Raw genomic sequence first — 26,325 nt, forward strand, 5'->3', positions numbered from 1 at the left:
CCCAGCATGGCCAACGCCACCGAATACCCGGTGGGCAGATCTGGTGGCCATGAGTGGGCAGTTTTCATGGCCACCAGCGGGCGTTTTTGCTGACCGCCAGTGGGCACAAACTATTGGCCATTGACACCACTGCGGGTGGCCGCCATAGCTGATCAGCGGAACATGTCCCGAGTCGCTGAGCCGGAGCATTAATTCCTTTCCCTGCTCGCGCTGCTGGGCTCTGACATCTTCTTCTGTGGTCGTCTCCACTGATTCCCCCTGGGGTTTTAATCTGAGGGCTCGGCTCGGCCCCGCCGTAAGGCTACAGACAGGGGACGACAGGCGACCGGTGGGCACCGCTCAAGCGCACTTGGTGCACGAGGATGACCTGTGGATGAGGGTGCAGGAAAGAAATATAGAGCCCACATGCTTACGGGCTCTACTTCCCAGCGTTGGCGTGGGTTTGCTCCTTAGCTGAATTTGAACCCACAACGTACTCCACACTTTGTGCACAGAATATGCCAGCTACTGCACAGGTTATCCACAGGTGAACAACCTGATGGATGGGTTAATCGCTGATCTTCCGCTTACCTTTATAGCAAAGCGGCAGATACCCGTCCGTCTCGCAAACATCAGGGTACCTGCCGACAGAAACCGATCAGCGCGTAGCTGGCGTGTTCCTGGATCTATGGTGGCAGTCGCCTGTGCGACGAATCAACCGCCAGGGGAACTTGGACCACCCGGGCGAGGCCGGAAAGAGTACGCATAATTGGATGCTGGACAGGGGCCGACGCGGAAGAAGTTGCGGGCCTACATTGACGAGTCCGGGCAGAGGTCACGATCTGCGGCGTCAAGCGATCACTTTGTTATGTCAGCGGCCCTATTCTTCGACGAGCAGGAACTTAGCGCGGACAAGCTGCTGGAGGACATTCGCCTGGCAACAGGGCGTCTTCCAGGCCAGCATTTGCACTGGAAAAACTTCAAGCCCGACGTCCGGCTGTCAGCGTCAACTGTTCTCGGCGGCGCAGACCATAAAGTCGGCTTCCTGAGCGTCGTCGTATGTAAGCGCCACCTGCAAGCAGACTCCAGCTTTACCGAGGACGACGCCTACTTGCTTACGTTCCGCTACCTGCTCGAGCGCCTCTCGTGGGTGGCACGGATCAACTCAGCGGACCTGGACTACACCCTTGCACACATACAGCGGTTCTCGCTGGCGAAACTGAGGGCCTACGAGGCGCGGCTTGCCAACATGTCGCCCGGATTATGTTCCGTTGACTGGAGGCACGTCCCCAAAGGCGGCAACATTGACCAGCCGAAGCGGTTGAAGTACTTGCAGTTGGCGGACTTCATTGCCAGCGCGACCGGTAACGCCTTTGAACCTGATCAAATGGGCAACTGCCACCCGGAGTATTTGGGGGCGTTCGTGAACAGGCTGTGGCGTCACAACGGGAAGCTGACTACCTATGGGCTGAAGATGCATCCATGGAATGACAGCACGAAGGCCGCGTATCCGTGGATAGCGGCCCTGTGAGTGCGTCAGCCGGCTATAATCCGATTCATCACCGGGTGCAAACCTTTCAGCTTGCAGACGACCATCCGCACATTTCCAGTGTAGCCACACCATGCGAGCTGTCAAAGGTTCCGTGGAGGTAGAGGCAGCCGATATATCCGTCCGGTTTCCCGCCGACCGTAATAGCTCAGTAGGCGCAGCTACGTAAGCTCTATGCTGCTGTTGTATAAGGTCAGCAAGGACTTGGCTACCAGGAACAGCTGGTACGCCAAGAGTCCGGCACTGATACCCGTAGCCCAGGATGCGAGGCTTTCTCCCGACACCAGGGCTGCGAAAGCTGTCCAGGTAGTGCTCAGGACTCCAATTAGGACAGTCCAGATCAGCTGAGTGCCCACCTGTTCAATCAGTCGACGCCGTTCTATGTACCCCGTGGTGCGTTCGGCCGATGCTACTTCGATTCGGCGTTCCCAAAATCTCATGGCCATAGTGAATGTCAGACCGGTGATAATCGACGTTGCTGTCAGGACAGGCCCCGCGGCGACAGTGTTCACTCCCAAAAAGAAGATGACGAAACCGACGGCTGTGGCAAGCGCAATCCACAAGAACTCAGCCCAGCGCAGGGACCTGAACCATACCGCGCTTCGGTCTACGGTGAACTGGCCCCTAAGTAATTCGGTCGGGCTCAGGATCGTCATAGTAGGTCACTTTCCACGGTTCAACTCCCGTTCCGTCCCAGTGGTTAAAGGACGAGGCTGTGGGCAGGTTGTGGTCATCTCCGACTCCAAGCTGTCCCCGGATGTCGTCCAAGATTGTCTGGCAAACGGAAAGAAAATCTTCAGGTTCAGGATAGCGACTACCCCCGACAGTTGTATCTACTTCTGTAAGCAGCGGGTAAACCAGTCCAGGGCCATCAGAATTCATATCGAAAGTTGCGGGGCGTCCGCTCGGAAGTTCTACGTTGAGGCTGGCTTCCCAGTCGCTCGTATCCAACGGCGACGAGACGCCAGCTTCTTCTGTCCCCTCCTGGAGAAGACCGAAAACCTTCGAGCGGTCAATTTTCCTCCCGTCCTCGGTGAGGAGGCCCTTGACGCGCCTTCCTCCTCGGTAGGACGTCCTGAGTTCCACAGAAGGGCCGTATTCGATGAGCTTGCCTGACCGATCCCTCCTGCGGGGAGCTCTGAAGACGACGTTACGGATGGAGGCTGCCTGTAAAGCTTGGAGTGTCGTGATAGGTGGTATTTTCACCGTTACATATCGCAGTCCCCAAGTGAGACTGGGGATAAGCGCATTGCGCATGAAAGTTACGGTACCCATTCGCCCGAGCCGCTCAATGAATAAGAAAGCTGCGTAGGAATCACGAGGAAAATACATGAGGGCCCGGAGAGGAATGTGTTCAGTATCGCCCGTGTGGCGGTCAACGGTTGTGCCGTCCGCCTTTGCCAACCTGCTCCTGTGACCCCTTTTGCCAGGTTCGATGGTCACCATAAGTGCTTCGTGGTTGTCCGACGAGAAAGCTTCCGTGACTGTGAACTTAGTGTCAGGATCCGAAAGACTGTTATATCCTTGGCTGCGCTGAAGCATAGCAACTACGACACGTTCCACAGCTTCTCTAAGTGATAGCCCGGCCCCGTTGACATTGTCGATTGGCCGTATCGCCCCGGCCTCCTTACGCCTGTCCTTCACTTGTATCAGGTATGGGACGACGAAGTACCGGCTCACTGACGTGCCCGAGGTGAAGCTAGTTCTTCCATAGGTGTTATCCCCTGCTTTCGGTTCGGCCTGACGAAGACTCTATCGGAGTTCATCAATGGTTCCCGCGAGGGGCGTGACACGGGGCAACAGGCAGGGGCAAAACCAATGGCACCACTCTCAGTCGGCCACGCTTGCCCCCATCCTCGACTACGTCGCCAATGGGCACTGTTCCAGTCTGGCAGCTTCCTGCCGGTGACGGTGAACTCGTGGCGGGAACGCTGCTGGCCGTGGGCTCCGGCACTTCACGCCGTAACCATCCTTGCTGAAGCTGACCCAGTCGTTCGGTGAAAGGGATCCGTTATAGGTGCGTGTGCTATGGCTCCGCGAGCCGCCATTTCTTCTTCTGGTTGGGGGTCGTCTCCAGGTCCTCACGGATGATCCGCTCGGCAGTAGTGGCGGCTTTGGTGAGGTCCACATGGTCCCTGAAAGCCATCGCTAGCTACTCCGCATCTTCATAGACAGGGACTCCCCCGGATAGTGCCGGCGAGGTGACCTGCCAGTGCCTGGTCTGGATGAAGTCCAAGGGGGTTGGCCGAAGACCCCCGTCGATGTCGGGCTGGCATGCGGACTCGTCCACGATGCGCATCAGCTTCCCGATGTCTTCATCATAGGACCGTCGACGGACCTCCTCGCATGCTGGTCAATTTGGGTCAGCCGGCCGAACGTGACAACAAGAACCCACCACTTCTCGGAAGTCGAGGGTACACGCTTTTTTAAACGTGTCCCATCGGGGGTTGTGCACCTATGACGTGTACTGACAGGACGCCTTCGCAGATATGCGTTGGCTGGGCAATCCTAATTGCGACACCACGGGGCACAGCAAGCGGACTGAATGGCGTTGTAATCACATCTATGGTGCCGCTCACGCAGCGCCCCACTGTCCTACGACTCCCCTGCATCTGCTCAGCAAAGGAAATGGGCGATATGATTTCGCCGTGCAGACCAAATGCAAGACGACCAGCGATGACGGAAAGCAAGACGGACGGTTCACTGACGATGTGAAAGGTGACGCGGCCGCACATTCGGCTTATTTCTGCAACAATCCGCAATGCAACCGACTTCTACGGGCGCCGCTGGATCAGAACGCGGCCGGCCCACTAAAACTCGGACAAGTGGCCCATATCTATGGAAACCGCCACGGAAGCGAACGCCACCAGTGCCACGAGGATCCGTCTAGCCGCGCAAACCCAGACAATGCGATCTTCCTTTGCGCGGCCTGCCACGACATGATCGACAAAAGGGGGGCCCACAGTGGAACATCAGGATTCGGTGCGCCAGAGATACTGTCCTGGAGGGACACCCATCATGCCCTGGTCCAAGAAGCTCTCACGGGCAGCTATAACCTCTTCAGCCTTGTCCGACGCCAATCACAGACAGCGGCTGCTGCCCGGACACTTCTGACCGATATGAACAATAGGAGGGTGTTCTTCGATCCTCCTCACGACGAAGACTGGTCCCACGTGGTTCAGTCTCTAAGTAGATTCCGAACCCTTCTCAACGATATTTTGAAAAACTCTTTACCAAGAGATCCCGTTCATCAACCCGCGACTGAGATCCAGGCGCTCCTTCGTAAGACTCAGGGCGATCTCAAGTTGCAAAAGAATGGCCGCGCCATCGACGAAGAAGAGGCTCGAGACTTTCTCAGAATAATGCGCCGCCGGCTTGGAAAGCAGATTGCTCAACTGGCGCGGGTATCCGGAATGCCCGTTCCTGACAATCTGCAATCGGTGTTGGCCCGCTAGTTGCAATGGCAGGCCGTCACGCCGCCCACGACACGCGAGCTGACCTCAAAGCCCCAAAATCCTGCCACGACCTCTGTCCCTGTGGGCGTCAGGACGCGCGCAGTATGACCGCCGCCGAGCTGTCCCGACATGCTAAGGCCTACCGGCGTGTTCAGCGCGCTGTGGCCCGCCTTCGACTTGTGATTGCCACCACGACATGTACACAAAATGGATTGGATATTGAGTAGATCCGAAAGACAGGAGGTGCAGAGGGCTCCTCTAGCCTTAGCTCGAGCGACCACACCGTCCGGATGTTCTGCGGAGTCCCGCCGATACGAGCGCCGCCACGAGGCCTTTTAGCTTCGGTACTTGCGGACGCGTTTGAACCATACGTCCAGACGACTGATCTCGCTTTCCAGTTCCTCCGGCTCGGGCGGAGTGTAGTTCGTTTCAGGATCTTGGTCGTGTCTCCGCGTCCACTTGGACGCGTGACTATATCCCTGTTGGAACTCATCGTTGTCTTGCTGGGTGATGGCAGCAAGTAGTTTGAACATCTTCGGTCTGACTTCAGCCGTTCCACGATCGACCACTTGGTAGACGATCTCCAGGTTTACCGCCCGCTCCCAGGTGGTGGACAGATCACCAGCCCAAGCGGAGCATCGTCGGTCGTACTCCTCAGGATTCAGATCTTTCCTATCCTTGGCGATTCTCGCCGCCTCCGTTTTCAGGTCACGTATGCGAGTCGAAACATCTTTTGCTGTCCATGGGTGGCCGTCAAGGCAATAACCCGTAGATTCCTTTTGGCGGCTGATCCATCGCCTGGCGACGGGCACATCAAACTCATCTGCATGCTTCACGATGTCGCCGACGAAACTGATGTCGTGAGTAAATACGACTACCTGGCGGTCTTCAGCAAGTTCAACAATGCGTCGAGCGACGATGGAGCGTCTGCCATGGTCCAGGGATGTGATGGGATCATCAAGAACCACTGCTGACCGCGTCTCGTCGAATGCAACTTCTGTAAAGAATCCGGCTAGGCCAAGAGCGGTCTTTTCTCCCTCGCTAAGGACGTCCGTCACAGAGGCCCTAGACGTAGTATTCACGAGCGCCGGAAGGTGAGGGAGGGTGTTCTTTTTTCCCCGCTGTGGGTCGAGAGTAACTCCAGTTAGCCGCAAACGTTCAGTCTCGCGTGTGAATTTATCTCGTACTACGCGAGTAACGTGCTCTTTCGTCAGCTCAGTTGTCTTGCGCGTGATGACGCCAGTGTCCGTCGACCGCTTGGCTTTTTCGATCGTAGTACGCAGGGCTAGTCGAGACACTTCCTGCCGAACGCTTTCTGCAGCGCTAACCAAGGCTGTTTGGGATTGCAGCTCTTTGACCGCGGCCGAGGCGTTGGCTAGCCGTGTTCGGAACGTGCCAGAATCTATAGCGAGAGCGGCCTTGGTCAACTCATCGCCTTTTGTGGTCAGAGCGGCCGCCGAGCACTCCACAAGTGCAGCTGGAGGATCATCCTGCTGACTGTCAATCCATTCAACAGCTTGCACAGCGGCGTCGACAGCTTTCTGGAGGCACTCTTCCGCCTTCGTGGCTGTCAGATCGTCGGCGATCGTAAGCCTTGTCAAAGATGCGCTGATCGAAGCTGGCAGGTGATGAAGCTTAGCCAACTCAGCGCGCTTGGCCTGCAATAACCCTTCGGCCGTTTTGGCATCTTCTTCGGTGGTCTCGGTCATGAAGGTGTGGAATCGACTGAGACGCTCTGCCCCTCCTTCGTCCAGTACTTGGTGGCACAGGACACAGCGGCTTTCTTCTTCGACATGAGGGAAATCGTGCCCAGTGTATGCCTCGGTCTCCGAGTAGGCTTTGGCTGCCTGCCACAGCGTCCGCCATGTTTCACTGCCGACTCCGTCGAGAGGTTCCTCGGAAAACTTATCGGATGACGCGATCTTCGCGGCTGCACGAAGTTCTAGCGCACTCTTCCGTATCTTCGCGAGCGACTGAAGCCCTTCTATCGACAAAGTGCTGAAGACCAGCTTGCAATATGCGGCGACAGTCCTGTAGTCCGTCGCTAAATTGTTGAGTCTCTGTCGTTCCTTGGCTGGGTCACTACTCTTGAGTTGCGCTTCAGTTTGGATCGCGTCACCCAGATCTGTTGAGATGTCGGCCCTTGGTGCCAGGGCGACGTCTAACTGTTCTTTCGTTGTTTGCCCAGTAAGCGATGCCAAAAATGCGCTAGCCGCCGTGTCCGGATGCACAACCGGCATCGAGGCTTTCGAGTTTGTATTTTCCTGCAACTTCTCGTCGAGGGTGGCGCACACGGCGTCACAGACTTGGCCAAGTTGATCAAGCAACTCGAGTGCGGAAGGTCTGTAGCTGATTTCAGATGCCGTACTGACGTACGCTTGGCCGCACGCATCGTCGTAGAACTGAACTTGCGCAAGCTCTCCGCTGACCGGCTCCTGCCACTTCCATTCATCAGTACTGCCGGCGTCGCCGACTACGTACTCAAAAACCGCGTGTTGATCGTCAGAGCCATTTGAGGTGAAGACATTTCCTAGCACATCCCCGTGCACACGCGCCCTGACGGCTGTCCGAAGGAGCCGCGCGTAGCTGGTTGGGCCCCCGTTAGCAGTCCAGCGTCTATGCGATAGCTAATTGGTTTTCTTGCGTCCAGGTTTCCCAGTAGCGCTTCGGCGTCATGCCGTCCAGGGATCCGTGGGGCCGTTCATGATTGTAGATAGCTTTCCATTCCTCCGCCAAATACTTGGCTTCGGCCATGCTGTCCATGATTTCTCCGGAGAGTTGTTCCCTTCTGAATTGGGCGTTGAAGGATTCGATGAAGCCGTTCTGCCAGGGTGATCCCGGGTCGAGGAATGCGGTGTCGACCCCGGCGGTGTCGCACCAGCTGACCAGTGCCTCAGCAGTGAACTCGGGCCCGTTGTCGCACCGGACGTAGGCCGGGGCGGTGCCGGTTTCGGCGATGATGTTCTCCAGCACCGCGACCACGTCGGCGGCTTTGAATGACCGGCGGGGGATGATGGCCAGCGCGGTGCGGGTGTATTCGTCGATGACGTTGAAGAACCGGATGTGCCGGCCGCAGGAGGTCACGTCGGACTGGAAGTCGAAGCTGACCACGTGCATCGGGTACTCGGCTGTGAGCCGTTTCTGCTCCCCGGCGCCGGGCCCGGTGCGGCGCTTCTTCCGCGCCCTGGGTTTGCAGGTCAGCCCCTCGTCGCGCCAGAGCCGGCGCACCCGCTTCCTGTTCAGTGCCACGCCGTCCCACTCGGGCTGTGCCAGCAGGTGCCAGCGGGCCTTCCGCCAGCCCCACGCTGGATGCTTCACCGCCACGGCGCGCAAGGCTGCGCGGAGCTGGATTTCCTCGAAACCCATGTCGGGTTTCTTCTTGCGGAACGCTGACCGGTTCTGGCCCAGAAGCGCGCAGGCGAAGCGTTCGGACGCCCCGAACTTCTCCACCGCCATGCGCACGGCACGGCGGCGGGGTCCGGGGCTCAGAATTTTCCCCGCGCGACCTCGTTCAGGATGTCGATGGCGAGTTCCTTCTCCGCCAGCAGCCGCTTGAGCCGGGCGTTTTCCTTCTCCAGCTCCTTGGTCCGTTTGGATGACTCGGCGTTCTTCTCGGACCCGTACAGGTTCAGCCAGCGATACCAGGTCGCCTCGGTGACCTGAAGTTCCTTGATGACCTCGACCATCGGGCGTCCGTCGTTGAGCATCTTCTGTCCCTGCCGGACCTTAGCGATGACCTGCTCGGGGGTATGTCTGCGTGCCATGATTCGTGAATTTCCTCCTGTGTCCATTCTCGGACACGAAACTCACACAGACACTGGACTTCTATCTGGGGACCCAACCATAGCCTGACTTGCCACTGCCATTGTCACCATAAATCACTGTGAGACCGCTGCCGGAAAACGTAAGTGTCTGGCCTGAGGCGAGAGCGTTGATTCCCTCGACATTCCGAAGTTGGAGAAGACGGACAGGATCCGAAATTGCCGCGCCGCCAGGTATGTCTGATGCACTGAGCTGCAGCGCATCGGCAACGGCATCGGATCCCGTCAGGAGGTCTTCCGCGATTTGGTCAATCGCGGCTTCACCAATTGGATCTCCCTTGCAGAGACTAGAAAAGATTTGCTGCTGCCACGTTGGGCGAGTGCCTATCCACCTAGCTATATCAGCTTCCAGCGACATCCGTGATTCCCCATTTCACTTGAACTAAAGGTGCGGCGTTGAGCTCATCTCTCCGAGCACGCCAGTCTGGCAAGTGTTGATCCATCGACTCGGTGAAACGCTCATTGTGGTGCCGCTCTCTTAGATGCATCAATTCGTGGACCACGATGTATTCGAGGCAGTCCGGATGTTTCTTGGCGAGTTCTATGTTGAACCAGATATGGGCTGATTCGCGGTTACAGCTACCCCACTTGGTCTTCATGCGGCGCACAGTCCACTTCGCCACATCTCGTCCGATAACTGGTTGCCACTTGGCTATGAGTTCGGGCGGTCTGGCAACGGGAGGCGGTGAGAGGCAGCTGGGCTTCCAGATTCGACCTGCGGTTGGGCGGGCTCGTGTTCCGCAGCCCAAAGTACCTGAGCCAGCAGCGATTCGGCATCGTCAGAGGCGGTCTCCCCGAACTGGTCCACGGTCACCGGCGTCGCGGAGGCGGCTGCTTTTACGACGGCTTGCAGCGGGAACCATGGAGGGAGCTGCCGATACCGGCGGCGGTGACCGCGCACTTCCATGGTCTCTGAGTCGTGCATCTCAACCCAGCCTGCGCAAGCGCTAACGAGGAGAAGGAGAATGCCAGGCTGCTGCTCCAACGCGCGGGTGAGCTTATTCGCAACGGCTTGGGGCGAGGTGAGTCGCGTGCCGGTCCAAAGTGCGGATTGGAGGTTCAGATCTTCGGGGTCCCAAGAACTGGGGTCGGACCAATCGATGCTGTCCCAGAGGGCTAGGAGGGCTGTCTCAGCATGCTCTTGCGCAACCAGACGGCCGCGTTTCTCGGCAATCCGGGCGGTCTCGGCAAGCAGGCAAAACGCTGCAGACAACGGTCGGCGTTTGGCGTCTTGATCTGTCAGGACCGCTAGCTCGTCATCTTCTGCATTCGCGGCGACCGCAGCGGCGAGACTGCATGTCGCATCGAGTCCCAAGGCGAGGGCAGACATTACGGGTGGAATTTCGGAAGCGGCCGAGGCGGCCTCCGCAAGTTCTGCGCGCAGCGCTGCGTCGTAGGGACGATGTTGAACCCGCGAGTAGGGGCGAGCCCGCTCAAGCAGTGCCAGGTGCTCCTTGATCGGGTTATGTTCAACTGCAGGTGGTTGCATTTGCGGTACAGGTGGAGGCGACTGGGCCTGCTCACCGCGCCAGGCTGCGCTGAGAGCATCTGTCGCCTCAGCAAGCTTCTTTAAGGTGGCCTCGAGCTGGCCATCGTCGTTCAACTCAGGTGTGTCTGGCCATGTTCCTGATGCGGCTACGACATCGTCGACGGCACGCGATACCCAAGAAACCCAAGGGGAGATAGACGGGCGACTCGCTTTGGCTGCCGCAAGCTCAACTTTGACATCGTGCACGGCGGGAATGAGCTCCTCGCAGGCTTGGGTGAGCGCCTCCTGGAGTGCGGCCCTGTGTTGTCGGGTCTCGAGCGAGGACGGTTCCGCAAAAATCGTGTTGCCGTCTTGGTCCCACGAGGTGCTTCTACGTGCGCGGGCTCTGGTAGCAAGCCATGCGGCTGCTTCGGTCGCCGGCCCGCGCCGGACGTTTCGAGCCGCCAGGGTGAGCCGCTCGGCCGCACGAACTCCCTCTAGAATCGCACCTGCATAATGAAAGTCGACCGCAGGTAACGACGCGCCGATTACTTGGCCGGCTTCTGCATCATTGAGAGGCCAACCTCGTTGGACTTGCTGATACTCCTCGAACTGAACGGCTTTCCATTGGCGGAGGATGTCGGCGGGGAACAGGATGGGGAAGTCATCCACCTCATAGGAGTGCTCTATACACAAGAGCACGAGGTTCGACGCGCTCCGGTTGTCCTCTGCCGACATTTCTATCCACCGAGGCCCTCCGGCGCGACGGGCGTGAATGTGTGCGATACGGCTGTTCAAGACGAGGTCACCGGTGTCGTCATTCGTCTTGTAGAGCGGGCGGAGACAATCGGGCTTCGCGCAGCGGAACGCCGAGGCGTACAGCTGTTTTACAGTTGCCACAGTGGGCAGGGGATGTTCTTTGACGGTTGCCCTGGTCGGCTCGTCAGGATTGCGTGATACCACTAGGTCATTCTTCCTGTCCAAAGGATGGATGTGGAACGAGCGTTCTTTGTTGTACATGTTGACTGTCTCGATACTCGCGTATCTCAGTTCCCTAGGATACGAGATGGAGGAACTAGGTCGGGGCCTAGCCACGCGACGGTTCTAGGGGCCATTTATCGACCACAAAACACCGCCAAAAAGCACCGAATTCCGACATTCAGTGGGGGTCCGCGAGACACCTCGGGCACATAAAGGCCCAAAAACCGGGGTTCGAAGTGGTTCCTCATCGAGCTAGAGCCTTTGAGGCTCGCTGACATCCTGTCGGCTCGACCCCTAGTTGAGGTTCATGCCGAACTGACGGGTGAGGAGGACCCGCTTAAAGTGGGCTTCGGCTGCATCCACCTGCGCGGCAGAGGCGCTCGGCGAGAAGACCTGCAGGATACTGAACTGGAAGTACTGCCGGTGCCGGGCGTCGGCGGCGGCCAACTCCCGGAGCGCGACGTTGCCGCCATGGCCGTTCCTGGCGTACTCGCTCCAGCGGCCAAGCAAGCGTTCAGCGCCGTCAGCTTTGCCCACATACAACTTTCCCGTCAGGGTGTCGGCGATGACGTAGATTCCCTGGACGGATCTGAGGGCCGTTTGCCACTGCCTGTAGCGGTCGTCCGACATGACGGCCTGGAGCTCGTCGTAGCTGATCAGGATCGCGTCGAAGCCGAGGAATGCCACGTCGGCCGGGTCGGAAATTTCCACCACGGCCATGCCGGTCGCCAGGTCTCCTGTTTTGGCCCAGTTCACCGGGTCATTGGTCCACTCAATGACCAGCCGGTCCACCAGGGCCGCGAACACCGGCGAGGGCCTCAAATCGAAATAGCGGCGAATGTCGGAGCGCTCGGCAACAACCTCACCATGGTTCTCGTACGCGGTAAGGAACCGGGCCCGCCGGCCGGTGGTGGCAAGGAAGTTCAGCCAGATACGGGGAGGGGTCGGCGGCAGCTTGCTGTTGCGGATGCCCTGCTCCCGCACGTAAGGCAGGAGGCCGGGTCCCATTGCGTCCGCCCGCGTCCTCAACCCGTCCGGCTTCAGCGTGTGCCGGATGACCTGCACATCCTCCGGAGCGAGCCCGGCCGCATGGAAGAGATTGCCGAGGCTCAGGTCGCCCGAGATGCTGTTATCCATGCTCTACCTTCGCTGAATTGGCCAGACGGAAAATCCGGACCCTCTTTCCAGCACTGTACTGGCAGTTCAGACCTCGGAAGGGCAATCCCGTAAACCGCCCTGATTCGAAGCGGACACGTGACGAATGGCGGATTACGATGACGAGAAGAGTCGCAAGATTGGGGTGGCGCATGGCTGAGCACCGTCGACGATTCTGCAGTGCCAGCTGGCGGCCGGCAGGCTTAGCCGGGAACTCAGAGCAGTGTCATCTTCGTCCAGGTATCGGGAGTTGCCTCCTCGACGCCCTCAATGAAGAACGCTCTGTCTGGCCCCAGGATTTCGCCAATAGACTCGACGAGTCGGTGGAAGTGCCACAGGGACAATGTTCGTCCTCGACCAGCTTCCAGGACAAAGACTATGCACCCGTCTGCTGGGTAATGCCAGACGTTGTTCCATGCGAGTCGGCCCGCGGCTGCCTTGATGCCGCTCCCCTCCTTGTCACTTAGCATTCTGCTCTTGGGGTCTGTTCCAGTCATGTGGCGGCCTCACCATCGTGACAACGCAGGGCCCTCTCCCGCGCCCTGTAGACCGTCCCGCGCGAGACTGAAAAGAGTTCGGCGAGTTCGGCGACCGTATGTTCTCCGGCGTCGCTCAGACGCATCAAATGCTCCTCCTGCTTTCGACTCAGCTTAGGCATCTTCCCGCGAAGTCTCCCCTTAGCTTTCGCCAGCTGCATTCCCTGTCGTGTTCGCGACCGGATCAAGTCCGCCTCGAACTCGGCGACCATCGCTAGCGCGTTGTACAGCAGGCGCGCCGTCGGGTCCTTCGGGTCGTGAATCGAGGTTCCCAGCTGAAGACTCACACCCATCGTCGTCAGTTCCTCTACGATGTCGCGGGCGTCGGGCAAGGATCGAGCGAGCCTGTCCAGCTTGGCGACGACGAGCACGTCCCCCTCTCTGACGGCGGCCAGAGCCTCACGAAGACCGGGTCGGTCCCTGTTCGTTCCGGTCAGCCCATGGTCAACGTAAACCCGCGTCGCGCCAAGTTCCTGCAATTGCTCACGTTGCGCGGCAAGGTCCTGCTCCGCGGTACTACACCGGGCATATCCGATCTTCAAGGTTGTCTCCTTCGTGTTTCGTTAAGCCCCCGCACACCGGACGGTTCACCGAGCGGGTCTTACGGACGCACCTTTTCCGGCTCTCAGCGGCGTGGATCGGTGTGCCGGTAGCCGATCCCCTTACGGACGCCTCCTTGTCCCTTTATGCTGTTTGCACTAAACCTTGATCAGGCCGCAACGCTCAGCCATAGGCCTGGGCAAATTCCCCGGTTGGCCCGTGGGCGTTCCGCCGGTGGTTTTCGCCTGTTGGTGAACCGCCTTCGGACCCTCCGGCAGCGACCCGGCACCATCTTTCGGTTTTGCCGAGCGGCCGGAGACGTCCTGCTGCATCTTGTCGCTGAGAGATACGTCCTCTTTCGTCATGTCGTTCGGCTTTCCCTGCGGCTGGTCTCGGCGAGTCGCTCTAACAAGTCATTCCGTTCATCCGGCGATGCGTCGACGTAAACCTGAACTACGAAGCGAACGTCAATGGCTGCGCTCATGGATAGCTCTTCAAGGGGACCGATGAGAGCGAGGTGGGAGTTTCGTGGATCGAGGTCTGCAGGGCAGACCCCGTGGAAGAAACGGTCAAGCCAACTGCTAAGAAGCATCCGGCCAGCGGCGCGATCGATGACCTGCGGAAAGCTCCGACCAATGGCTCTAAAGAGCAGGATGGCGTCCTGGTTTGATTGGGTCCAGAGAGAAGCATCCGCCACATAGTGCCGCGCCAGGCATTCGGAGACGGCGCCCAGGTAGTCCTCATCGATCAAGGAATTCTCGTCCACTCCGGCGGAAGCATTACGAATGGCTGCAGCGGCGATCTCGATTTCACTTGCCATGTATTCACGGTCACCGTCCATTTGCTGGCCCCAAAATGCTCGAAGAGACCGAGGTTTGTCGGGACGGATCGACCATGTCGCACTGTCGCGCCAAGCCCGCGCCCTCCCCCTCTAGTCGGGGACCTGTTAGCCATCTGCTGTGGTTTTCTGATTTCAAAGTTCTCATGACGATCATGTGTGCGGAGTAGCAACCATCTCTCACCATAGGAACCCGTCGTCATGAAGCATGCGGCCGCGCATCAGACTTCGATTGCCGCTTCGGTCATCGGGCAGCGAACCATTCGTGTAGGCCGTCCGGGACCTTTTCCTGACGAGCGAGACGCGCGCGCCTCGACTCGTCCCACGGCACACCCCTGTCGACATTGTCAGCCCGTCGGCCCCACGACCAGCCAACAGCTAAGGCGTAGGCGTCGTCCGCTCCCATGTAGGCCCGGCGTCGATGAACGACCCATCTGACAGCCGTGCAACCGTGCAACAACAATTCGTCAGCGGGCTTGCCCAAGAGAATGTCATTGCTCAACTTCTCGAACGGAACCCGCCAGCCGTGGGAGCCGAGATGGATCACTTCAGCCGCTGGTGTCGAAAGCGGCGCATGCAATGCAGCAAGTTTTGGTTCTGATTTCAAGTCTGCGTCGGCTCGGTGATGGAGGTCCGCGCCGTCCTCCCAACACCCGAACGGGTTACCGGCCGCCGACCGGATGCAGCCCTCAGACTCCTCGGTATGCCGCCATGGGTCTTCGGCCGGAAGGCTGATTAGGAGATCCGAGACGACGCCCGAGACAAAGGCTGCGAACATGATCGGTCGCGCCCGCACAAACGTGAGGAGTTGCTCGTCGATTTCCACTCTTGCCTCGGTAGTGACTAGACCGTCAAAAAGGCTCACCAGCCATCGTCGGAGGCATGTGAGCCCGTCAGGGAGTTCGTCCGGACAACGGTCGACAGCCGTAATCCCCATCCCAGCATCATGTGTTTTCATACGGCACATGTGTGCGGAGTTCACCCGAATCCTCACCGCTTCACTGGCAGCGGCGCAGGCGAATCCGAATGACGACGGCGCCTTAGACCCGGCGATAGCCGCTGTGCCGGTGCTGAGAAGTTCGGCGGCATGGGTGTGGGCATATTAAGAGGACTCGGGGCTGCGCCCCTCGCCCCTCGCTGCCTGTCAGCCTTCCGGTATGCAGGTCGAGTAGGTTCCGATACCGATTCGAAAAGACTCTCCGTTTCCTGCAGCGCGCGGCGCGCGCTGACGCCTGCCCACCCACCTCGTGCTCTTGTTTTGCCACCGATGCCGTGCCCTGGTTCGCTGGCGCTCACCCGCGGGTTCGGTCCGCTGATCTCTTCGGGAACGTTCCCGGTGCCTGGACGCTGCGCGTCCAAGGGGCTGCGTTGCGGTTCAGGGTTCCGCCCTGCGGAGTGGTCCCGGTCAGGGTCCCTCTGCGCTGGCTGTCTGGTGGGGCGTTCTGGTGGCAACGACTGCGCTGCAGTACCCGGGTGGCCAGGCCGGTGGCTTTATTTCTCCAATAGGGATGCCTGCCGGCGCGAACTCTTTGTTGAAGGTCCGCAGGTTCTTCAAGGTGGCGTTCTGGACGGCGACGGCGCTTCGCCCCGACGAGGTTTCCGGTTCACTCGGGCTCTGACCGTCAGGGTGCTGGTCTTGGAGGGCAGCGGCTTCCTCGCGGGGTGGCCTGAAGTTCCAGGCGTATGGGACACCGTCCGGTGGCTCGCTGCTGAACGTCTTGCTCACTGCCGGCGGGCAGCCGTCGGCCTCAAAGGCGCTTCGTTGACGGAACAATCCCCCTGCGCCCCAGCGCTTATCCTCGCCGGCCGGGACTTCCGCCAAATCGCTCAGGCAAGGATCCTCTTCCGGCGCGCAGCGCCTACGCGGTGTCCAATCTTCCGTTGACCAGCAAGAGCACACCGGCCGACCGCACGTCCGCCGCCGGCAGGGAAGGTACATCACCACTGGTTCCAGACGAAGTGTCCGCCGAAGGGGTGAAAGCCCGCGCCAAGCGTAGATCAAATCCCTCCAGTCACTCTCGCACAGCGCCCCCCACAGCCTTGACCTACTTCAACTCCAGCCACATATAGATAAGCGAGGTTGGCCTAGGCATAGAGATGCCCGCAGACTGACAGGCCGTTCCCAATTCTTAGAGAGGACAGAAGCTGCCGTAGGCCGGGGAACACGGCTTCCGGTGTTAAGGGGCGAAATTCAAGCCGTTTGGCCGCTCCCCGACTCCCCGAATCGCCCACCTGGGGTGTGGCCGCTAACCCGGAATCGGCGCATGTTCCAGGGAATGGAACATGCGACATACCGCGTGGCCCGCACGGGCGGCATCGACACAAAACCCACCTCGTCCCGCGCGCCGGATCCTTCGCTTCCTCGGTCGCCAACGCCGGCGCCACGACGAGGCTGACCCGCTGTGAAGCGTCCGGGCTCAACGGATTCCTGATCCTGTCTGGCACCGTCGCCAGCCGCGAAGCCGAAATCCAGCCAAGCGGTCTTCGCGCCATTCCGGCCGTTCGCCCGTCACCACACCGCCTCGAAGTGGATGTGGGCAGTCTCGACGATCTGGGCTGCCCAGGCCAGGTGATCCGCCGGTGTGTCCTGAGTAGGGAATAGAGAAGACTGGGTGACCATGAACAGGGCGAGGTCAGCGTCGGGCGCACCGACATCGCGGGTAACTTTCAGCAGCTGAGAGACGACCCGCAACTCCGTACCGCCGGCGAACTGATATTTCGGGCACCACATCTCGCCCGCGTACTCGAAAGCGAGCAGTTCCCCGGAGCGGCGCAGCGTCAGGACGCGCGCAGGATCCAGCGCCCCGGGGTTCATCTGCTCAGCGGACTCGGCCAGCGTGTACGAGCCGTCGCAGAGCAGCTGCATCCATCGTTTCTCCGCCGCCAAAGAGAGCGTCACTGCTTCATCGTGCTCCAATTCGTACACCGGCTTCCTTAGGTCGATCGATTGCTATGGGGCGGGTCCACGCCAAGGAGTGCTGACGCGCGCCTCAGGTCTTTCAGGGTCAAGCCTCGCTCCTCGTCCGGCCGGACAATGCGGACTTCGGCGATGTTTGGATGCATCGCTGTCAGATTCTCCTCGAGGTATTTTGTCTGGCCGGTTGCCGGCTCATTATCGATCCAGACCACCCGGATAGGGGTCTTCCAGTCGTCCTCCGCGGCATTGCTCACCGCAAACCGCTTCCAGGGCCGTTGGGAACGGGCGTACATGTAGATCTCCCCCGGGGAGGGCTCGTAGAACATCTCGAGCTCCGGCAGGCCGATTGCCCGGGCCAGCCAGTGCGCCCTCCAACCCCACGACGTGAGCCAACGGATGTCGACGCCTGCCGCATGCCACGCGTTGATGGCCTCAATGACGGCAGGACGGACACGCACAGTGGTCGGCGCGTACGGGGGCACGACCAAATCGAACTCCTGAAGGCCCCGGAGCTGCACTGTGGTCCAGGGGTGCCTGGTCGGCACGATGGTGCCGTCTACGTCCAACAGAACGATCGTCTTCATGCATTACACGTTACGGCTGTGCGCCAAGCGCCAGCGCCAGCGCCCTATTCGAACGACCCTTCATCGGGCGCGTTCAGCGCCATGAAAATCGGCCGGGCGCGTCTATGCGCAGGACATCGATTGGCCGTGCGTGAAGGTAGGGGTCCTGGGCGGAAGCCACAGCTCCGCGGCCGCCGGGTGAGGCTGGAGTAGAGGCGCGCCAGGGTGCACTAGCCTGGCCGGGGCACGCTTCGCGCACGCTTTGTTCAACCCTGAGCTGGGCGCTGTCGGTCTGTTCGGCTAGGGCCCAATCCTAGGCTTGCGCTTCGCCGTCGGAGAGGCGCTTTGGCCCCGTCTAATAACCATTGCCGTTCACAGCGGCATAAGTTATTCGACAGGGCCACGGCACCACAGTTATCATCACCGCCCGAACGCTGCACAGCAATAATCCCGAAAGGGCACGGCCGAACGGGCTCCCAGAGTTCGTCGTAGAATCCGACCATGGACCTGGACCAGATCACCGATGATATGCACGGCGCCTACCGGGTGCGTACGGCAAGCGGAACGCTTTACTGCGTCGACCTGGATTCGGTCCCGCGGACCGTCGTCCGGCTCGCTGAGGACCTGCCGCCTACGGACAATTACAAGAACCTGACCCCGTCGGAGCTCCGGAAGGATGGGGACGAAATCCCGCTGCTGGGGATCGTCGAGCTCGCAGTCGGGATGCGGGGCGCCATGTGGCTGGATATTCGCAATGACGGGGTCAGCACTTTTCGTGACACGACGCCAGTCTTGTCGATCTCCCGGCTCGCAGGCCGTCCCTGACGCGTCCCGCCTACAGGCCCTCACTCCAAGGGTCGGCCTCCAGCCAGTAGTCCTCCTCCGACAGCCCTTCGAAGGCTTGATAGAGGACCAGGTCGACCTAGACGTGATGGGGACACGCATGCTCAGACTTCAAAACGGCGTCAAGATCGATCGCCGCCGTGAAGAGCGAGACGTTGTTCAGCCAACATGTCTGGCAGATCGTATTCGGCAGGATCAGGCCGGTCAGTTCGTGGAAGCGGAGTCGGATCGCTTGGGTAATCGAAGTGATGGGCGGTTCGATGCGGCACACAGCCATGGGAAGTGTACTCATGCCCATAAGGTGTGTCGCGGAGCCAAACTCTCTCACCGGTGATGCCCGAATCAGAGGCAGACAAAAAACCTTCATCCAGAACGCACGGGCTCTGCGCATGGGACGATAAAATCAGGAGTACCAGCCAGCGAAAGGGCAGACGATGCCGCGCCACGTTGCAGTACCGTCTGAAGGACTCGAGCCGCCGGGTTGCGACACTGATCGCTGCCTGTACTGTGGTCGGCGCCACCCCTCGGGGATGCCCCTCGATGAGCTGGAGGGGGAAGCAAGCTCTTACCGCGGCGTCGAACGCGCAGCTGCGGCGCTCCGGGTTGTGACGGACAGGCGGCTCGCAAAACAAACACCCGGGTGGGTAGTCGCTCTGAGCACCGAGACGGCGGGCGTACCTCTTCCGGCCGGCTGGCAGGAGCACACCATCCTGCGTCTAAAGGAGGATGCCCGAGAGGCCTGTGACTGCAGGTGCCACGGTCCAAAGACCCCGCACAGGATGCCGACGGGGCAGCCGAACAGCCGCACCCCTAAAGGCCACGCTCCGCCGCAGGCTTGGTAGGTCGTTGGCGGAATCCACTCTGCGCTTGGCGGCACCAGACGCCACGCGGCGCCGCGGGCCAACGGTTGCCCAATAAGCTGATGCGATGACTGACGACGTGCACCCCATTGGGATCTTCGGTGACTGGCATGGGGAAGTCGGTTTCGGTATCGACGCGATTCGATCGGCCGCGGCCGACGGCGTCCGGACTATGATCCATGTTGGCGACTTCCCGCTCGACTGGCCCGGCGCGCTCCGTGGCCGCTTCGAGCAACGGCTGAACAAGCAGCTCGTGGAACACGATATACGGCTGATCGTGTCACCAGGCAACCACGACAACTGGGACACAATCTTGAAGCTCCCTGTTGGGGACAGCGGGCTAATCACCTGGCGATCGAACATCTTCGTTCTACCCAGGGGTGGCCGTACTGTGGTCGAGGGACTGGTTTTCGGCGGCCTCGGGGGTGCGTACTCGGTTGACCAGCAGTGGCGTACAGAGGGCAAATCCTGGTGGGCAGAGGAAGAACCCACCACGGAAGAGGCGGAGAAGCTGATCGCCGACGGCGCTGTCGATGTACTGATCACTCATGACGCGCCGGCCGGCGTTCCGTTGCAGTCGGGCTTTGAACTGACACCCGAGGTCGAGAAGCGCGCCAACCAGACACGGGTACTACTTCGCGATGTCGTCGACCAGCTGCAGCCCGGCCTGGTGTTTTGCGGGCACTGGCACCAGCGCCGGATCCACGACGTGCACCACCCCTCCGAGCAAACCACAACGGTGCACGTCCTGGCAGATGAGGACTCACGGGCCGGGAACGCTGTCCTCCTGTGGCCGGGCGAAACGCCCTTCCGCGTCGAACCGATGATTGCTCGCGGGAGCTAGCTGCTGCACTGGCACCCGCCGACAATCGGGCAGGCCCGGGCTCGTGGCGTACCCGCCGACGGGAAGTATGTCGCCGGCGGGTACGCCACCGCCACGGCGCCCTCATCGTCAGCACCTCGGCCTTCACCGAGTAAGCGGCGGCCACCTCATGGGCGCGCTTATCCAGACGTGCGTGTCGCGGGCGACCAGGACGAGACCATCCTAGGAGGCGGCCAGCTGGCGGGCGAACTCGGCGCCGAGACCTGAGGTAGCGCCGGTGATCAGTGCGGTGGGAGTCGTTGGCCCAACCTTGCCGTGGACCAGGCGGGGAAGCAAAGCAGCCCCGGAGCCAACTGGCGCCGGGGCTGCTTTACGGAGGGCACTACACGGTAGTTGTGAACCTTGCGGTCACCCGGTTGGCGTCATCGAAGATGCTCACCGTCACGAGACCGGCGGAAACGTCGAAGTCGTAGTTCCCCTGCTTCGTTTCGCCGGGCTTAACCATCACGAGGGGCGATATTCGACCGTCGCTGAACAGGCTCGCGTCAGCAGTGTTCCCTTTGGCATCTTTCGCTTTGAAGGACCTCGAATTCGGATCGGTAGCCACCGAGGTCGGGTCCGTCTTCCAGCTGATATTTAGCCGAAGGAACGTACCGTTCTTGGGTACTACGACTTCGGCACCGGTCCAGCCGTTGATAAATTGGACAGGACCGGCCGAAAGGACTGTGATCTCAGCGTAGTCGGGCTTGGCGGCGCTGCCGTTGGAGGCCGATCCAGCGCGGATTTGAACCTTTGCCGGGACACCCGTCACCAGTTCGACAGGCTCGAGCGCCTCGACGGACTTGGATGGCGTTGCGCTTGGCGTTGAGGCTGACGGGGCGGCCGTCGCCACCGTCGAAGAACCGGCGGTAGCCGTGCTTGTTGTGCCACTGCATCCGGCCAGGAGGGGCAAAATAATGAGCATTGCTAGGGCGAGCGGCTTCTTCACGTGTGGGTCGGCTTTCTTTAGAGAGGGCGCTGGCGGCCCCGGAAAGCGTCCCCCAACAGGGCACACTGTAGCGTCATTCGCGCCAACCGCAAGCCGGGGCGCGGGGAAACAAAGCAGCCCCGGAGCCATCAGGCGCCGGGGCTGCTGAATGAGGCTGCTTACGGGGCGACCGTCAGGGACGTGACCGGCTGCAGGATCGGGTTGGTGATGGTGACCTTGATCGGGCCGGGGGCAACATCGAAGTTGACGAAGCCGCGGCTCTTGTCGCCGACGACGACCGGGCTGGAGCCGATCTGGCCGTCGCCCATGATGGTCATGTCAGCTTTGCGGCCGTTGGCGTCCTTGGCATCGAAGTACATCGGGTTCGAGCTCGTGGTGCCCTTCTCGGTTTCCCAGAGGACGTCGAGCTGGAGGAACTTGCCGTTTTTCGCGGCGGGAGCGAACTGGTTGGTGCTGACCTTGTCGACAAACGTCGCCGAGACGATGGTGATCTTGGCGACGTTGCCGTTGCCCATGTCAGCGGTGAACGGGGTGCCGACGGCGGGGGCTGCGGCCTTGGGTGCTTCAGCGGCGGGCGCAGCGGCGGCGGGTGCTGCCCCGCTGGCCGGGGCAGTGGCAGTGGCAGTGGCAGTGGCAGTGGATGATCCACCGCAGCCGGCGAGCAGGGGCAGGGCGATAAGCGCAACGAGCGCGAGGTTCTTCTTCATTGAATGGTTCCTTTGTCCGCGAGTGATGCTGGCGGCGCACAAGAAAGTGTCCCCCAACATCGTGAGCATACTCCTCTCCCACCTACCTCACAGGTCAACTCCAGCGACATTTCAGCGGCCTCCCGGTTTCTACGCATGTTCCCTGGTGAGCCACAGCAGATATTCCATCCACCGGCCCACCGTGAGGAGCCCCTTTGAAGACATTCCCCGCCCTGGCCCTGGCGGCCGCAGGGCATCGACCTGATGACCGGCTGCTCTGCTCTTGGCGCGGCACCTGCCCCGACGGTCACTGTCACCGAAACGGCATCCACGTCTGCCGGTGCACCGGCAGACATGACGCCGATCCCCCCGCATACTCTTGTCCGCCTGCCCCGCAGATTTTGGGGCATCCACTAGGCTCAGGCAATGACTACGACCATCACCGTCGGCGGGTTGACCACTGACCTCTCGCACGCCAACACCCTCGCCAGCGAGTACATGAACCAGTACGGCAGCTGGTCTTACCCCGCCTATGACAGCTATCAGGGCAACGGAGAACGCGACACGGTCGGGCCGCAGGACACCCTCGCGGTAGCACTCCTTAACGCCGGCCAGAACCCCGTCGGAACGCAGTACACGTTCCTGGGCCTGCTGGACGAGATCAATGTGCTTCTACGGGACGGGTCACTGACTGGAACCTTGGACGAAGCCGGGCCGGAAACACTTGAAGCCATCGCTCGGTTGTACGGCGTGCTCGACGGCAAAAGGAACCCGAACGTGCGCCTGACCAAGCTCTCCAAGGCACTGCACCTCAAGCGCCCGCAACTGCTACCGCTCTACGACAAGAACATCTGGCAGTGCTACGGCGAACTGGGAAAGATCAGGGTGGCCAGCATCAAAGGACGCAACAACGCCGACTTCATGCGTGCATGGCTCCCCGAAGTTCAGAAAGACCTCCGGGACGGGATGGAGCACTGGAGAGCCATGGCCGCTCTGGCCCCGGGACCTACTGTTTCACCTCTGCGGGTTCTGGACATCGTTGGCTGGCGTCTCGCTGACGAAGCTCGCCGCGGATGTCGGCACTAGGCCGCCCGGAGGCGTAGAGCGGCGAAGCCCGGATGATCCTCACCAGTAATAGCCGAGGGGAGCGCATCCGTTTAGGACCATTTTCGATTGCTCAGCAGGACCGATTACGACGGTGCCGTGGAGGAGGCGGTCGCCTTCGCCGAACAGCTTAAGGACACCGGTTCGGTACCCCTGATCCGGCAAACTTCGAAGACCAGCATCCTGGACCCGTCGGTGTTCAAGACCCGACCCGGGAATCCCGTATCGCCGCCGTGGCGGCCGACATTCGCGCGCTCACCGCCACCGCGGGGCGCTCCTTTCAGGTGATCTCACCCGTGAGACGCTGTCCACTGCCAAGGATCTGCTGGAGAAGGCCGGCAACGTGTTCTTGCAGCATGAAGTCAAGGCAGTCAAGGCAGTCCTGGACGCAGATGGCCGATGACGCTGGATTGCCCGGCCGGGCACTAACATCATTCAGGACGCCGGGACCGCTGGCCCTTTTCGGGGGAACTCCATGACACATCACCTGCTCCGTGCTCTGTCGGTGTCGGCTATTCTCGGCATTCTGGCGGTGACGGCGGCAGGCTGCGCTCCCACCCCGTCCTACTCGTCCCTGGATGAAGACTCCATGAAGAAGCTGTTCCCGACCGAATCGGAAATCAAGTCGGCGCTCGGCAGCATCAACACCATCACCGGGCCGAAGTCCCAGGTCAACAACCCCAGTGCCAGTCCGCAGCCGTCCAGGGGGTTGTCTCCGGAATGGTACGACGCAGCCTACGGCGGCTTCTCACAACCCCAGCCGACCCGCATGTTCGTCATGCAGTCCTCCGGTTCCGGCGGTCCAAACTTCACCTAGGCCCTCGCCCAGCGATCCTCCGCCGAGGACATCCGGAAGACCCAGGAAAATCTCAGGGACCGGCTGGGCAAATGCGATTCGTATGAGCTCTTCGACTCCGGCACGTCATCGGGCACAAGCTTCGCTACCAAGCCGTCCGCCGGCGGGAAACTCAGCGAGGGTGCCAACGTGATCGTCACGAGCGGGGATGTGTCGCTGGCATTCGCCGTCTACGGGACCGGCTTCGAGAAGGCCAAAGAGCTTGCCAGGAAGATGGCTCCGGTGATGGAGAAGCGGCTGCAGGCCTCAGCGCCCAAAAGCTGACCGGCCGGCGACAGTTCCGGGCGTGAGCCGCACACAACAATGGCATCAGTACATCGACCGCAAGGGAGCCGGCAAGGCCACCACATCATCTCAACTACGCAGGCGTGGAACTGCAGTCAATGGACAATTCGATACCGTGGCCCATGCCGAACCTGTGACGAGCCTTGGTGGCCTTCTGGGCGGACTCGGACCGGCCGCACTCAGTAACGAGGAACCCTCCCGACGGGACCGTGAGGTAGCGGTCCTGGACCTGAACGAGGATGGGGTACACCACGAGCACCCGCCCTATTCACTGGGCAGGGTTACGCCGATGATCTGCTGATGATCCGGGCCGTGCAGCAAGCCGGAGAGCCGTGCTTCACCCACGAGGGGTTCCGGCCGTACTGGGCTCAGAAGGTTGCCAGGCTGGAATAACTGACCGGGCTGAGCGACACCCTGCCGCAATCCTGACCGCTGCGGCAAATTGTTGTCCGCCGGACTCATGCGGGCAATTTCTTGCTGCCTGGCCGCACATAGAAGGGTAACAAGGCCCGCCAACTGTTAACACCAACCCGGAGGTGCATCCTCATGAGCACGCCAGCGCAGAACCGGGTATGACCGCAGCTACAACGACCATGTTGGCTACGTCACCGGCTGGGAGGGCTCATCGGCCATAACATTGCCCTCTGGGTCACGGACGACCAGTTCCCGGCGAGCTGGTCTTGAATTTTAGCGCTTTGGCGGCGGCCAGAACATGGCGGACCGCCGTAGCAGGGTCGGTCTGGATAGTCCACTGGATGCTCTTCTGTTTGGTAGCCACGCGATGACTCTAACAACCTGCACGCCGGACCAGCCGGTCCGGGGAGCGCAACGGTACAGACGCCGCCGCGGCGAACTCGATCCCGTGAAGGTCAAGCTCCCAGGGACGACGCCGTTCCAGGATGGCACTCGGGAAGGACTAGAGGTCGCCCTCCGCGAGTCGTTGAGGACTGAAGCGCCCCCGCTGTCCTGCGTTGCGGCCCCACCATCGTCCGTCTTCAGAATTCCGTGCGGGGCTCAGACAGCTGCCAGATCGACACGCCGTCCAGCGTAATTTCCCGTGTCGATTCATCGAATTCCAGTTGCCCAGTGAGTGACGCCGTTACCGTATCCGAGTCGGTATGGACGCCCCCGGGCCATGGGTCTCTTCTGGCGTCATGGTAGTAGGACGGAGTGTCGACCTCGAACTCAAAACTGACGTCAGCGTCAGCCTCCGCCTCGAACTCCACACCTATCTTGCCGGACGAGATAAGCCATGATCTGAAAGCCTTGAAGTAGTTGACCGTGTAGAGATCGGATACGTTGAGAAATTTTACGTGGCGGTCCGGACTGTGGTGTTGCTCCCCGATAGAGGGAAGATCGAGATCTGCGCTCTCGACTACCTGTTCGAAGAACGCCTCCCTTACGACGTCATCCAAATCCAGCAGGTTCTCGAATAGATCGAGCAATCGCTGCGCGTGCTCTAGAGTCTCTGCGGCAGCAGCCGCCGGAGAATCCACCACGACGAATCGATCGTGGGAAATTGACTCGCTGGTGAGTTCATCCAGGAGTCCCTGTCGGATACCCGTGCTGCTGTTGCCGAAGTCGGCCTTGTTTGCAGTGACGAACACGACCGACTCCTGCAGGTCCGTCCGAAGGACCTCTTTGACCGACTCCCAGATGAGGGCATCCCTGTAGCCTGTCCCTTTTTCAGCGAAGGGAGCACTGCGCTGAATAGCTTTGACAACCAGCACTTCATGGGAGATGTCAGGAATGCTTAGGATCACCGCTGCTGAATCCTTCAGCTTCGTCCGCAGGGCATCCTCGTAGGCCGCCGACTCTTCCTGGACGGCTGGCACCTCCACCTGAAGGTCACCGAGGCCGAGGCGCCGAGCATCCTTCAGAACCGCATCTGCAGCATCGGCCAGCCTGATGACTCTTTCCCGCCACTTGTGCACGACTTCCAGAAGCACGAGCTCGGGTACGGCCAGCTTGATGACGCCACGCCTACTACCCTCCAACAGCCCCTTGCTGGCGGCCGAGGCAAGAGAGTAGTCCGCGATGAGGGTGGTTGAATCCAAAATAACGTACCTAGGATCCAA

The 26,325-nt window shown here is 60.5% G+C and carries 27 protein-coding genes and 1 pseudogene; 8 read left to right on the forward strand and 20 right to left on the reverse strand.

The genetic code is table 11. The features are described from left to right. Positions 1-781: 781 nt before the first annotated feature. Positions 782-1,510 (forward strand): DUF3800 domain-containing protein, encoded by a 729-nt coding sequence (locus QMG72_RS17000; RefSeq protein ID WP_283481277.1) that lies wholly within the window; start codon positions 782-784, stop codon positions 1,508-1,510. A 179-nt stretch (positions 1,511-1,689) separates the two neighbouring features. Here QMG72_RS17000 and QMG72_RS17005 read toward each other — a convergent pair whose 3' ends face one another. Together QMG72_RS17005 and QMG72_RS17010 are read right to left on the reverse strand one after the other, a co-directional pair. Continuing rightward, positions 1,690-2,091 (reverse strand): hypothetical protein, encoded by a 402-nt coding sequence (locus tag QMG72_RS17005; RefSeq protein WP_283481217.1) that lies wholly within the window; start codon positions 2,089-2,091, stop codon positions 1,690-1,692. Positions 2,092-2,152: 61 nt separating this feature from the next. Next, a complete protein-coding gene (locus QMG72_RS17010; RefSeq protein ID WP_283481219.1) occupies positions 2,153-3,208 on the reverse strand; it encodes a hypothetical protein in 1,056 nt (351 codons plus the stop codon). A gap of 968 nt (positions 3,209-4,176) precedes the next feature. On the opposite strand from QMG72_RS17010, the gene QMG72_RS17015 reads away from it, so the two are divergent. Beyond that, complete coding sequence (locus QMG72_RS17015) at positions 4,177-4,983, forward strand: DUF6650 family protein (RefSeq protein WP_283481221.1); 807 nt, start codon at positions 4,177-4,179, stop codon at positions 4,981-4,983. Between the two features lie 335 nt (positions 4,984-5,318). Here QMG72_RS17015 and QMG72_RS17020 read toward each other — a convergent pair whose 3' ends face one another. From QMG72_RS17020 to QMG72_RS17080, 12 genes are all read right to left on the reverse strand, one after another. Beyond that, positions 5,319-7,532 carry an AAA family ATPase gene (locus QMG72_RS17020; protein ID WP_283481222.1) on the reverse strand — a complete coding sequence of 738 codons (2,214 nt, stop codon included), beginning with the start codon at positions 7,530-7,532 and terminating at the stop codon, positions 5,319-5,321. A 67-nt stretch (positions 7,533-7,599) separates the two neighbouring features. Beyond that, positions 7,600-8,747 (reverse strand): IS3 family transposase gene (locus QMG72_RS17025; RefSeq protein ID WP_283481224.1). Its coding sequence is split into 2 segments (ribosomal slippage): positions 7,600-8,483 and positions 8,483-8,747, totalling 1,149 coding nucleotides; the frame shifts between segments, so codons are not numbered across the junction. A gap of 398 nt (positions 8,748-9,145) precedes the next feature. After that, positions 9,146-9,427 (reverse strand): M48 family metallopeptidase, encoded by a 282-nt coding sequence (locus QMG72_RS17035; protein WP_349359762.1) that lies wholly within the window; start codon positions 9,425-9,427, stop codon positions 9,146-9,148. 29 nt (positions 9,428-9,456) lie between these two features. Further along, entirely contained in the window at positions 9,457-11,292 is a 1,836-nt protein-coding gene (locus tag QMG72_RS17040; protein ID WP_283481227.1) for a hypothetical protein, read from the reverse strand. A 255-nt stretch (positions 11,293-11,547) separates the two neighbouring features. After that, positions 11,548-12,390, reverse strand: coding sequence for a GIY-YIG nuclease family protein (locus tag QMG72_RS17045; protein WP_283481228.1), 843 nt, complete (start codon positions 12,388-12,390; stop codon positions 11,548-11,550). Positions 12,391-12,623: 233 nt separating this feature from the next. Next, positions 12,624-12,905 carry a hypothetical protein gene (locus QMG72_RS17050; RefSeq protein ID WP_283481229.1) on the reverse strand — a complete coding sequence of 94 codons (282 nt, stop codon included), beginning with the start codon at positions 12,903-12,905 and terminating at the stop codon, positions 12,624-12,626. After that, on the reverse strand, positions 12,902-13,486 hold the full coding sequence (locus tag QMG72_RS17055) for a recombinase family protein (protein ID WP_283481230.1): 585 nt from the start codon (positions 13,484-13,486) through the stop codon (positions 12,902-12,904). Before QMG72_RS17055 ends, QMG72_RS17050 begins: the two co-directional genes overlap by 4 nt. A gap of 156 nt (positions 13,487-13,642) precedes the next feature. Continuing rightward, positions 13,643-13,849, reverse strand: coding sequence for a hypothetical protein (locus QMG72_RS17060; RefSeq protein WP_283481233.1), 207 nt, complete (start codon positions 13,847-13,849; stop codon positions 13,643-13,645). Next, complete coding sequence (locus QMG72_RS17065; protein WP_283481234.1) at positions 13,846-14,304, reverse strand: COMM domain-containing protein; 459 nt, start codon at positions 14,302-14,304, stop codon at positions 13,846-13,848. The genes QMG72_RS17060 and QMG72_RS17065 overlap by 4 nt, the downstream gene beginning before the upstream one ends. Before the next feature lie 262 nt (positions 14,305-14,566). After that, a complete protein-coding gene (locus QMG72_RS17070) occupies positions 14,567-15,280 on the reverse strand; it encodes a hypothetical protein (RefSeq protein ID WP_283481235.1) in 714 nt (237 codons plus the stop codon). A gap of 1,551 nt (positions 15,281-16,831) precedes the next feature. Further along, positions 16,832-17,248: a hypothetical protein gene (locus tag QMG72_RS17075; protein WP_283481236.1), complete on the reverse strand. Its 417-nt coding sequence runs from the start codon at positions 17,246-17,248 to the stop codon at positions 16,832-16,834. An 8-nt stretch (positions 17,249-17,256) separates the two neighbouring features. Continuing rightward, positions 17,257-17,823 carry an HAD domain-containing protein gene (locus tag QMG72_RS17080; RefSeq protein WP_283481238.1) on the reverse strand — a complete coding sequence of 189 codons (567 nt, stop codon included), beginning with the start codon at positions 17,821-17,823 and terminating at the stop codon, positions 17,257-17,259. A 480-nt stretch (positions 17,824-18,303) separates the two neighbouring features. Here QMG72_RS17080 and QMG72_RS17085 point away from each other — a divergent pair, with 480 nt between their 5' ends. After that, entirely contained in the window at positions 18,304-18,627 is a 324-nt protein-coding gene (locus tag QMG72_RS17085; RefSeq protein ID WP_283481240.1) for a hypothetical protein, read from the forward strand. Between the two features lie 97 nt (positions 18,628-18,724). Here the strand turns inward: QMG72_RS17085 and QMG72_RS17090 are convergent, their stop codons facing one another. Beyond that, the gene (locus tag QMG72_RS17090; RefSeq protein WP_283481241.1) at positions 18,725-18,937 is read right to left on the reverse strand and encodes a hypothetical protein; all 213 of its coding nucleotides are present in this window, start codon (positions 18,935-18,937) and stop codon (positions 18,725-18,727) included. Positions 18,938-19,572: 635 nt separating this feature from the next. Between QMG72_RS17090 and QMG72_RS17095 the strand changes: the two genes are divergently transcribed. Beyond that, positions 19,573-20,349, forward strand: coding sequence for a metallophosphoesterase family protein (locus QMG72_RS17095; protein ID WP_283481242.1), 777 nt, complete (start codon positions 19,573-19,575; stop codon positions 20,347-20,349). Between the two features lie 109 nt (positions 20,350-20,458). On the opposite strand, the pseudogene QMG72_RS17880 reads toward QMG72_RS17095, so the two are convergent. The 3 genes and pseudogenes from QMG72_RS17880 to QMG72_RS17105 all read right to left on the reverse strand — a co-directional run. Next, positions 20,459-20,652 (reverse strand): annotated as a pseudogene (locus QMG72_RS17880) (SDR family NAD(P)-dependent oxidoreductase); the annotation flags it as partial. Between the two features lie 58 nt (positions 20,653-20,710). Further along, positions 20,711-21,220, reverse strand: coding sequence for a hypothetical protein (locus tag QMG72_RS17100; protein ID WP_283481244.1), 510 nt, complete (start codon positions 21,218-21,220; stop codon positions 20,711-20,713). Positions 21,221-21,474: 254 nt separating this feature from the next. Next, the gene (locus tag QMG72_RS17105; RefSeq protein ID WP_283481246.1) at positions 21,475-22,023 is read right to left on the reverse strand and encodes a hypothetical protein; all 549 of its coding nucleotides are present in this window, start codon (positions 22,021-22,023) and stop codon (positions 21,475-21,477) included. Positions 22,024-22,428: 405 nt separating this feature from the next. Between QMG72_RS17105 and QMG72_RS17110 the strand changes: the two genes are divergently transcribed. The 4 genes from QMG72_RS17110 (at position 22,429) to QMG72_RS17125 (ending at position 24,548) form a co-directional block, all read left to right on the forward strand. Further along, positions 22,429-23,088 (forward strand): DUF6308 family protein, encoded by a 660-nt coding sequence (locus QMG72_RS17110; RefSeq protein ID WP_283481248.1) that lies wholly within the window; start codon positions 22,429-22,431, stop codon positions 23,086-23,088. Positions 23,089-23,581: 493 nt separating this feature from the next. Continuing rightward, positions 23,582-23,923, forward strand: a complete 342-nt coding sequence (locus QMG72_RS17115) for a hypothetical protein (protein WP_283481250.1) — start codon at positions 23,582-23,584, stop codon at positions 23,921-23,923. A gap of 168 nt (positions 23,924-24,091) precedes the next feature. After that, positions 24,092-24,226 carry a hypothetical protein gene (locus QMG72_RS17120; protein ID WP_283481252.1) on the forward strand — a complete coding sequence of 45 codons (135 nt, stop codon included), beginning with the start codon at positions 24,092-24,094 and terminating at the stop codon, positions 24,224-24,226. A 22-nt stretch (positions 24,227-24,248) separates the two neighbouring features. Further along, positions 24,249-24,548, forward strand: coding sequence for a hypothetical protein (locus QMG72_RS17125; protein ID WP_283481254.1), 300 nt, complete (start codon positions 24,249-24,251; stop codon positions 24,546-24,548). A 348-nt stretch (positions 24,549-24,896) separates the two neighbouring features. Here QMG72_RS17125 and QMG72_RS17130 read toward each other — a convergent pair whose 3' ends face one another. Together QMG72_RS17130 and QMG72_RS17135 are read right to left on the reverse strand one after the other, a co-directional pair. Then, positions 24,897-25,025 carry a hypothetical protein gene (locus QMG72_RS17130; RefSeq protein ID WP_283481255.1) on the reverse strand — a complete coding sequence of 43 codons (129 nt, stop codon included), beginning with the start codon at positions 25,023-25,025 and terminating at the stop codon, positions 24,897-24,899. A gap of 217 nt (positions 25,026-25,242) precedes the next feature. Then, on the reverse strand, positions 25,243-26,304 hold the full coding sequence (locus tag QMG72_RS17135) for a PIN domain-containing protein (RefSeq protein ID WP_283481257.1): 1,062 nt from the start codon (positions 26,302-26,304) through the stop codon (positions 25,243-25,245). Positions 26,305-26,325 lie beyond the last annotated feature (21 nt).

This window comes from Pseudarthrobacter sp. PH31-O2 (assembly GCF_030063265.1).
GTDB lineage: Bacteria > Actinomycetota > Actinomycetes > Actinomycetales > Micrococcaceae > Arthrobacter.